This window comes from Bacteroidia bacterium (genome assembly GCA_025056095.1).
Classification (GTDB): Bacteria; Bacteroidota; Bacteroidia; order JANWVE01; family JANWVE01; genus JANWVE01.
On record JANWVW010000169.1, the window covers coordinates 1 to 6,130 of the forward strand.

Genomic DNA, 6,130 nt, shown 5'->3' on the forward strand with positions numbered 1-6,130 from the left:
TTAGCGAAGTACCGAAGCGAAGCGCAGTGCGGAATGCCCCGACCCTTGCGTCAGCAAGGGGCACGCCCAAAAAAAATTCAGTAAATTATTAGAGTTTTATACGTCAGAGATTCAAAGAATTTTGTTTAACTTTGTAACAAGCCTATAAAGCCAGTAAAATTTAGTTGTAGTCTTAATCATTTCTTATTATGGATATTCTTAAGCCTTTCAAGCTAGAACCAGATGCTTCTATAAAGAAATTTCAGGAAAAAATAAACACAAAAGTTTATGACGTAAATTGCCGCGTCGCCGAAGAGGTATTTACAACTGGTAAAAGCGAGGAAGGAAAATTTATTCCTATTTTTACTAAAACAAATGTTCAGATAGCGCTTTTGCATAGACAAAAAACTTACATCATTGGGGTAGTAAATCCCGAACTGGAATCAGCCTTTTTACAAAATGCTATCGTTACTATGGAAAATTTCTCATTTCACAAAAGATACGACAGAACTTGTTACGTTCTTTACAAAATTTTTACTAACAGAGCAATAAAAAGATGGAATAACATAAAGGAACTTTGTGCTTATACTGGCTTACAGCCTGAACAACTGTTTGAATACTTTAAGACATCTGATGAAGAAGAACTTATGAATAAGTCCTTGTATAATATCACACTATTGGAATGCGTTAAGTACTACGCAAAATAGCTAAATGGGCTATGTTTTCTTAATGCTGTATCAGCGTTTACAGGTTGCAGCTGTACTAATACATCACAATCGTATGGGCTTACCTTGATAGAAGTCTAAAACTTTACTCCTAAAAATAAGTGTGTACTTAGCTTGTAAAAGCTCAGACCGCGCTCTTTGCCAATTGTTTTGAGTAGTAAGTAAATCCACACTATTGATAGCACCTGCTTCAAAACGTTTTTGCGCATATTGATAAGCTTTTTCTAATGCTTTTACTTGCTCTTCAAGACTACGATAACGTTCCTGTGCATTTTGAACGTCAATGTATGCTTGTTGAATATCTTTTATGAGCTGATTCTGCACCGCTTTGAGCTGTATTTCTTGATTGATAACTTCTAACCGGGCATTCGATACGTTCATCCGCACATTAAAACGATTGAAAATAGGCACTTGCAAGGTAATACCTAAGGTTTTACCTAAATTCCGATTGTATTGTGTAAAAAAGTCATCAGGCGCTATGCGCTTATTTACAAATTGATAAGTACTAAAATCAAATGTAGTTACTTCATAAGGCTTGAAAAATGTAGCCCTTGCATTGATATTTCCAGAAAGGGACAAAATAGGATAGTAGCTTGCTTTTGCTATTTTTAAACCAATTTGACTGCTTTTAAGTCTGTTTTGCTGCTCTTTAACTTCGGGCATATTTTGTAAAGCATAGTTATAGATGGTTTGAAGGTCTGGCAAAATCAAGCTCACATCAGAAATTTCAGGAACTACTATGTCAAAATCCTCTTCAACAGGTAGTTCCATAGCTTGTAGTAAAGAAAGTTTGTCCTTTTTAAGTTGGTTTTCTAACGTTTGCCGATTAAGTTTATCTGTAGCTAATTGAGCTTGCAAATTGAGTATTTCCCCTTCTGTAATTACACCTTTTTCGTATAATTTTTGCGCTCGGGCTATTCGGACTTCATCTAATTGAATACTTTGCTCGGCTACTTTTATTTGTTCTTTATCCAAGATAATTTGAATGAATAAAAGGGCTACATTCAGGGCAATGTTATTTTTTATTTTTTCGGTTGCAATGCGAGAAGCAATCAAGTTGAGTTTATTGCGCTCTAAGGTATAATGGTTGTTCATGCCGTTGAATAGAATAATTGTACTGCTTAAACCGCTTTGTACAAAATCAGATTGAGTTTCAATAAGTTGAAAGGTGCTAGGGTCTTGGTTTCTACCCCAAGCTCTTGCTACGCTGCTATTGGCATTGAGGTTAGGGGCAAAATTGGCTTTACTTTGAAAAAAAGTGTTTTCTTGCAGTTTTTCCGCATTTTTACTTTGTTTAACTTGTAGATTATTTTCTGTGGCATATTGAATACACTGTTCTAATGAATACATTTTTTGGGCTGCGCCGCAGAGGGCACTTAACAAGCCTATAAGAAGTAAAATAAGCACTTTCATGCCGTAAAAATAAGACCTGGTGTTCAAGTAAAGCTAAATACATGACCAATCACAATTGCTGTGAGGTGAAATTTGCATATTCAGCATTTTTATATCATCATTTGTCTTTTTATTAAAGGTTAATTTTTGGGCGTGCCCCTTGCTGCGCAAGGGTCGGGGCATTCCGCACGTAGCCCGCAGCACGCCGACCTTGTGGGCTTTGCCCACAAGGGCACGCCCAAAAAATAAAATTTCAGACTTAAAAAAACCGCTTGATAATTAAAACTACTTCATTTTTTTCTGTATCTCTATTTTAAGGTTTTGGACACACTTTTCTTGCTGCATTAAATTGTAAAAATGTATCTGCTTTTGAGCAAATTTTGCTCCGCCAAGATAAAAACGAAAAAACACTCCTAAAAAAGTAAAATAAGCAATTAAATACCACTGTTTTTTAACAATAAAATAAAGTACAAGTATAGATAAAAAAACAAAAACAAAACTAATAACGCCTTGTGCATAAAAGCCTGCATACCACTGCCCAAGCCCTGGAAAAAGATAAGATAAAATAACCGCTTTTGTAACAGATTTAAGCCGAACATGCGAAGTATGAAAGCTAAAAACACTGTCCCAATATCTAGAATTGTCCCCAAAATACTTTTTTGTCAGCTCTTGCGCTGCTCTCCATTGATATTGATGAATTTGACTAAGTAAATAAGTGAATAAACTTTGTCTTTTGAGTATGCTGTCTGTAGTGTAAGTAAAAACCGAGTCTTTGTACAAGTCGGAATAGTTGTACAAAGATTGCAGGAACATGCTATTTTGACATACATAAAATAACTTTGCCGCAGCTTTTCTGTCTTTTTCGTATTTAAGTGCTTTTCGGGCATATTTCAGCGCACTTTGCGGTTGGCTTTGAGATAAATAAAAGTAAGCTAATTGGCTATAAACCCAAGCTCTTTGAACGCTATCTCCGTAGAAAGCATACTTTTCTGCAAAATTTCGTACTAAAAACGTGTCTTTTTTGGATATAGCTGCTAAAAACGCCTTTCTAACCTGAACCGTATCTTGAAAGAAACTATTCGCGATAAGCGTAGTATGCCACAACACTATCCAGCAAAGCATCCAGTTCTGCATAATAATTCTTTTTTTGTTTTGAATTGTATTGTTTAGCGGCTTCTGCACTTCCGTAGATGTTAGACAGGTAAAAGATAGCCCCTAAGCTTACAGGTATCCAAAATATAGGAGTTTTATATCCTGATTTAAGGGCAATTTCTACTGCTTGGGCTGCAAAGCTAATCGTACTAAATAAAGGGACAATCATCTGCACAGGGCTACCTGAATATACTTTGCCCAATCCTGGAATAACAGCGGAAAAAAAACCTGCCAATATTGGACTTTTATGAGTGCTGAACGCATATTTTTGAACTAATTGCTGTAATTGGCTGTGATACTTTTGCAGTACGGTATCTTTGTAAATCGGCGAAGGGCGAAGAGTCTCTCTTCGGCGTATACAGTAGGCTTGGCTGATATACTGCAAAAGTAGCTCATATTCCGAACTTGGACTTCCCCCAAACGAATGCAGCTTTTTTACTTGTAATGCTTTCTCAAAAAATGGAATTGCATAGTTCCCCGAAGTATCTCCAATGCTATACTGCCAAAAGCTTATTCTATGCCATTCTTTGGTACTTAATTCTGTCTTATTCTTGTAAATCTGTTCAATTTCATATTGTAAAAGTGCATATTCTTTTTGGTTGTACAAATACTCTAAATAAGACATGTCCGTTTGAGCTAACAAACTGCTACTAAATACGCATAAAATCCAAGCAAGCAGTTTTTTGTGTAACATGCGGACTTTTTACAAAACTAACGATTGTTTTGAATTCTCAATCAAAGTTTGAAAAATTTTTTATCTTTGTGTATGCTTAAAAGCATTTTTACTATTGCTTTTTCTGGACTAATTTTGAGTATAGCTCAAAATCTGAACTATCATTTACAAAAAAAGTGTGAAAGTCAATTCTTTACAAATCCACAAATTTTTCAAATAGAAAAATACTTTCAACACTATGTCAATACCACTTTTAAGCAAGTTTATGAAAAGCAAAGTCCTGCGGGTAAACATGTATTGTATCAGCAGTTGTATGAGGGCTATCCGATATTTTATGCTACAATTAAAGTAAATTACAATCTTAAAAATGAATGTACTAGTATTTTTTCCACAGCACTAATTTATGTTCAGCCTGTAATTTACTCTTTTTCTCAAAAAAGCATAGCTGCCCAGCGCTTGCGTATTTCGTATATGTATCAAGTAGAAGAAGGTTTTTTACCTATCTCGGATAGTGTGATTGTACCTGTTTTCAAAGTAAATGTGCGTGATATTGGCATTGGTCAAACATACTATTTGCATGCACACACTCTGAAAACACTCTATTACCAAGATAACAGAACATTTTTTACAAAAAAATCGCATACAGACACTACGGGCTATGTATTTTATCCTGATCCCTTGACCAGTTCAGGGAATACTTATGGCAGTTGTGGCACTTTTTGCATAGACAATAATGATGCTAACAATCCTTTACTAGAAGCCCAACGTAAAGAGGTAACACTCAAAGGTCTTACGTATAATTCTACTACCAACCAATTTGAGCTTAAAGGTCCTTATGTGGAGATAGTGGACTTAGGCACGCCTGACGATACTTTGGCACAAAGCAGTACAGGTAAGTTTGATTACAAGCGCCACCAACAAGGTTTTGAACAAACTAACGCATATTATTTTATTGACAGAATGCAGCGTTATGTGCAATGTTTAGGTTTTAACAATATTGGCAATCGCCCTGTACGAGTAGATGCTCATTACGGTACTGTGGATAATAGTTTTTACTTACAGCCGATAGTTAGTGGTACGGCAGGCGATATCCACTTTGGGATAGGGGGCGTAGATGATGCCGAAGATATGGATGTAATTATACACGAATATAGTCATGCTTTGAGTAATGAAGCTAGTCCGAATTCTAATTCAGGTTCGCAGCGTATGGCGGTAGATGAAGCTATTGGAGATTATTTTGCTTCTTCGCTTTCAAGAGCTATGTACCCTTACAGTGCTTGGTACAATGTATTTAATTGGGATGGGCATAATACATTTTGGGCAGGGCGAGTAACTAACTCTACTAAAAAATATCCGACCAATCTTACAGGTAACATTTATGCCGATGCGCCTATATTTTCCTCTGCGCTTATGGATATATGGAATGACTTGGGCGCATCTAAAACAGATAGGTTAGTTTTACAAATGTTATATGGCTTAGCTATGAATATGTCCATGCAAGATGCAGCTTTGTTGCTCATTCAAGCCGATTGCAGCTTGTTCGGAGGAGCGTATTTTAACACTATCAAGACTCATTTAGTTAATAGGGGACTAATTCCTGAAACTACTGCTGCTCCTTCGGAATGTAGTGTCGTTTTTCTTAACGCCTGTAATTTTGATGAAATTACTCATATTCGGCAGACCTCTACATTTCAGAATTTTAATGTATTTCCTAATCCTACACAAGGAACTTTCTTTGTAGAGATGCCTCAAAATAACTCTGTGGCTAGATTAAGCATTTTAGATATGTTAGGAAGGGAAGTGTTTTCAAAAAAGGTTGATGCAGATAGTCCAAAAGTTAGAATAGACATTTCTTTACCTGCGGGAACCTACATTGTGCAGTGCATTGTCAAGGATTTAGTGTATCATAAGGTTCTGATAAAAGAATGATTTTTATTTTTTTGGGCGTGTCCTTGCCCACACTTCGCTTGCGCTGGTGTGGGCAAGGTCGGCGTGCTGCGGGCTACGCTAACGCTTCGGTGCTACGCTGCGCTCCGCACCGTGCTGACGCACGCCCTTCGCATGCCTCACGCAAAGAATCTCTGAACCCATCGTTTCTTTATTTCTTATGCAAGGTTTTAGCTTGTAAGTAATTGTGCTTCAAGCTCAAACAAGGTAAAGACATAACTGCACAGGTCATCTGCGTGAGGGGCATGGAGCATGCCGTTAG

General features: G+C 36.8%; 6 protein-coding genes. 3 read left to right on the forward strand and 3 right to left on the reverse strand.

Features of this window, described 5'->3' with window-relative positions:
- The first annotated feature begins 188 nt into the window (after nucleotides 1-188).
- Nucleotides 189-686: a hypothetical protein gene (locus NZ519_10895; protein ID MCS7029257.1), complete on the forward strand. Its 498-nt coding sequence runs from the start codon at nucleotides 189-191 to the stop codon at nucleotides 684-686.
- 63 nt (nucleotides 687-749) lie between these two features.
- On the opposite strand, the gene NZ519_10900 is transcribed toward NZ519_10895, so the two are convergent.
- The 3 genes from NZ519_10900 to NZ519_10910 all read right to left on the reverse strand — a co-directional run bounded on the left by NZ519_10900 (nucleotide 750) and on the right by NZ519_10910 (nucleotide 3,942).
- Nucleotides 750-2,117 (reverse strand): TolC family protein, encoded by a 1,368-nt coding sequence (locus NZ519_10900; GenBank protein MCS7029258.1) that lies wholly within the window; start codon nucleotides 2,115-2,117, stop codon nucleotides 750-752.
- Between the two features lie 264 nt (nucleotides 2,118-2,381).
- Nucleotides 2,382-3,200, reverse strand: coding sequence for a hypothetical protein (locus NZ519_10905; protein ID MCS7029259.1), 819 nt, complete (start codon nucleotides 3,198-3,200; stop codon nucleotides 2,382-2,384).
- Entirely contained in the window at nucleotides 3,172-3,942 is a 771-nt protein-coding gene (locus tag NZ519_10910; protein MCS7029260.1) for a hypothetical protein, read from the reverse strand. Before NZ519_10910 ends, NZ519_10905 begins: the two co-directional genes overlap by 29 nt.
- Before the next feature lie 72 nt (nucleotides 3,943-4,014).
- Between NZ519_10910 and NZ519_10915 the strand changes: the two genes are divergently transcribed.
- Together NZ519_10915 and NZ519_10920 are read left to right on the forward strand one after the other, a co-directional pair.
- The gene (locus NZ519_10915; protein MCS7029261.1) at nucleotides 4,015-5,850 is read left to right on the forward strand and encodes a T9SS type A sorting domain-containing protein; all 1,836 of its coding nucleotides are present in this window, start codon (nucleotides 4,015-4,017) and stop codon (nucleotides 5,848-5,850) included.
- Between the two features lie 11 nt (nucleotides 5,851-5,861).
- Complete coding sequence (locus tag NZ519_10920) at nucleotides 5,862-6,053, forward strand: hypothetical protein (GenBank protein ID MCS7029262.1); 192 nt, start codon at nucleotides 5,862-5,864, stop codon at nucleotides 6,051-6,053.
- Nucleotides 6,054-6,130 lie beyond the last annotated feature (77 nt).